2 protein-coding genes are annotated in these 3,588 nt (G+C 57.5%); both read left to right on the top strand.

Annotation, left to right across the window (positions count from 1 at the left end):
- Nucleotides 1-138: 138 nt before the first annotated feature.
- The gene (locus AC1DQP_RS18150; RefSeq protein ID WP_159496190.1) at nt 139-537 is read left to right on the top strand and encodes a response regulator; all 399 of its coding nucleotides are present in this window, start codon (nt 139-141) and stop codon (nt 535-537) included.
- Between the two features lie 334 nt (nt 538-871).
- Nucleotides 872-2,335: an EAL domain-containing protein gene (locus AC1DQP_RS18145; RefSeq protein WP_478052163.1), complete on the top strand. Its 1,464-nt coding sequence runs from the start codon at nt 872-874 to the stop codon at nt 2,333-2,335.
- The last annotated feature ends 1,253 nt before the right edge of the window (nt 2,336-3,588 follow it).

Here is a 3,588-nt window from a genome sequence, read left to right as displayed (position 1 = left end):
ATTCCGGCGTGCGGAGGATGGGCGCAGCCTTGGCCAGGGCCCGACCGCGACAACGAATTTTCAGCGATATGCTAAGGGCTGCCATCAAGGCAGAGGCGGGTACGCCGATGAAGTGACTGTCAAAGGGCTATCCTATCAATGAGCGCAATGCAGGTAGACGAAGTCATCATGCCCAAACTACCATCTCGCATCCTCTTGGTTGAAGACGAGGACACGATCCGCGACCTCGCCGGCGAGTTCCTTACCGAATGGGGATATGAAGTGGCGACGGCGGCCAGTGCCGAGGACGCTCGGGAGAAGCTGCTGCTGGGACGCCCCTTCGATTTGCTTGTGGCCGACATATGGCTTCCAGGCATGAACGGCCGTGCTTTGGCCAATCACACCCTCGCCCTGCACCCCACGACACGGGTTCTCTTGATCACCGGCTACGCGGGTGGTGGTAATGAGCCATCTTCTCTAAGGAGAGCAGGTATTGAGCTGCTTGGAAAGCCGTTCACCATGAGAGAACTGCTCGTGCGTGTGCAGAGCATCCTATAGATGCAACCGTGTGTTTCCAGAATTGAGCAACCCGCGCGCGGGGGAGTGGCGCGCCCCCTCGTTGGATCCAGGCGGGGCATGATTTTTCAGAGACCTATGAACCGACTCGGATCCTCGCCGAGGGGTTCACGCACCGGCTACGGTAGGTCGCCTCAACTCAAGCACGCTTGGCAGCCTGTAAAAAGAAGCCGCCTTGGATCGCGCTGTCAATATTTCGGATAGACGGCCGATACTTAGAGTTCCACGTGAGATCTCCATAGTGGGGGAGCAGCCGCTGCTTACCTTTTGACAACGAATGAGACAGCCCCAGACCCGTCTTCTAGAGTGCTTTACTGTGGCCACGTCGGTCGGCATCTCGTTGCTGATAGCATTGGCATCCGTACAGGCGGTGCTCTACTACTACGACAGCGAAAGCGCCGAACGAGTCGCAGCGCGCGCGGTGGCTCAGATCGAGGCAATTGCTTCTAACAGCCAGGCAGCGGCACGGCTCGCCGCCAACGCGAGGGACATTTGCTCTCCGGACGATGTCGACAAGCTCAAGGAGATCACATTCCGCTCTGCCTACCTGAGCGATGTTGGCCGAGTAAAGAACGACCAAATCGTTTGTACGGCGCTATGGGGAGTCCTCGCCACCCCCATCCGACTTCCTCCGGCGAACTACCACCGCAAAAGTTTAAGGATTTGGCGTGCCGAAGAGGTCCTTGGATCCCGTTATCATCAGACCAACTTGGTACTCCGCGACGACCTACTTACTGTCAGCTCTCCCTCAGCGTTCGATGACATCGATCCCGTGCATCGCAGTTCGATCATGGTCTTTAGCCAGGACAAGAAACATGTCTTCAAGGCAATAGCAGCGCGGCGGATGACTGGCGGCTTCTCCGAAAGTGTCATTGTGAGGCAGTTGTGTAGCAACACTATCGCGGCCTGCGCGGCTGTGCGGCTTCCACGCAAAAGCCTTTGGCAGCTCAACGCTTGGCTGCTTGGATGTCTAGCGATTGGCGCTGCCGCAACGGGCTCCGCCGTTTCGATCCTGATTCTTAGGCGCCGACACGCCCCGAGGAACCTGGATGAGAAACTTGCGTCTGCACTTAGCAAGGGCCTTATCACCTTGGAGTACCAGCCCTTGTGCGATGGCATCACCGGCCGAGTCATGGGCTGGGAAGCTTTAAGCAGATGGACAACATCCTCGGGAGAAGTCATCTCCCCGGACATATTTGTACCCCTTGCGCAGATCCACGGCCTGAGCACGACGCTGGCGCGCTATGTTGTGCAGCGTGCACTGAGCGAGCTTCGTCCACGGTTGGAAGATCGCGACTACTACGTCTGCGTGAACGTTGAGCCGGAGGACATTGCCGACAACGACTTCCCCTCATACGTGGAGGATGTGGCCGCGCGCAAAGGCATCCGACCCTCTCAGCTGAAGTTCGAGGTGACCGAGCGCACAGACATCGTGCACCCTGACTTTCTGAAGAACATGCAATTTCTCCAGTCCAGAGGGTTCGCCTTCCTGATCGACGATTTTGGCACAGGTAACGCAAATTTCTCGCATCTTGCAAAGACCCGATTCGACGGCATCAAGATTGATCGGCTTTTCACCTCCGCCTTGGCAACGCCCTCACCACTTCGCTCTGTTCTCCCTGCGATCTACGAGCTCGCGATCACGCTGGACCTCGCAGTGACCGTAGAAGGAGTCGAATCCCAGGTGCAGCTTGAAGCAATTCGTCATATCGCTCCGAAAGCCACGGTCCAAGGCTGGCATCTTGGCCGCCCCAGTGCCGCTGAAGCGCTGGAACATTGATCATGCTCCGTCGTTCCTTCGCCCCAGGGACGGGTTTGCAGTGTGGCGGCTCATCGCCCCGCGCCGCGGGAGCCTGCGTTCTTACGTGAGCCGTTCGTACTTGTGGGCGCCTCCCCCGACGAGGCACTCCCCCTACCAAGCGGCGCGGACGCAGTGGCGAAAGGGTCTCGAATGCTGGCGCCCTCCGGTGCTCACATGCTTGTGACCATGCTCCAGCCAAACGCAGTGTCCGCGTTTGCTCACAACGTGGGCTACATCACCGCAGCGGCGGACGCTGAAACCAGAGAACAAGGGTGCTCCGCCTTGGAGCTGCGGCGACGGGGAAACGTAGCTTTTCCGTTGGCGAAGCGGCCGAGCCACACGCAGCTCTGGAAGGCTCGGACTCTAGGCTTCGTTGCCTTGGGGATATGGCGGTCGCTAGAGGTGCGTAGACGACCGCTCTTTACCAGCAACATGTCATCGTGAAAATATGGCCTTCTCTAGTCAGAAATGCCCTTATGCTCTCATCTGCCTTTGAGGCGAGATGAGGAAACCCGGGCTATAAAGCAAGCGGACCGACAGGCGCTCCAAAGTACTTGCCTTCGTACGACGCAACTGCTCGTCTCTGCGGCTTCGGACCATGCAGACTTYGACCTTTGGACCAATGGACCGGCCGTTGGGCAGGCGGAAACTGAGCCAGCGAACCTCCATCTGATTGCCACGGTTAACGCCATTTCTACTGTCCTTGCGATTCCTTACTACCCTGCGTCAGCCTTGGCCCATAAATCACCATTTGAGAGGGCGTTCGCCTGCAGCAGACTCTAACAAGTGGGGCATTGCAATAAGCTCAATCAGCCGTGAAGAGGCTGTGGGCGCTAATTTTCAGCGGATCAATTTTGGCGCACTGGGCAAAAATTAGACCGGGACGGAGGGGGTAAGGCCCGACGCTCACGGACAATTTTTACATTTTTCGGCTTGGTGCAAAATGTGACGCCCATCACCGCTTATAGCTAACCTGATTTATCGACCCTCCGGCACGGCCCGCTCCTGCCGGCGTCCCTTTTTGCTAGTAAAACAAGTCCATATCTTCAGCCCTCTGGCCCCAACCTTAGATGCATTAAGGCATAGATGACACTCCGCTACCGGCCGCCATGCGCTTAAAGCGAGACATGTGTCATGGCCCACATCTTGAGAAATTCCGGATCATATGGCGCTTAGCGATTCGAGGCCTATCCCGGTCCTGCGGGGTCACTTACTCTCGACGCCCCTAAAGT

The organism is Stenotrophomonas sp. P5_A8, from assembly GCF_056400545.1.
Note: the sequence above shows the minus strand (reverse complement) of the source record. Positions and strands in the feature narration are given on the sequence as shown.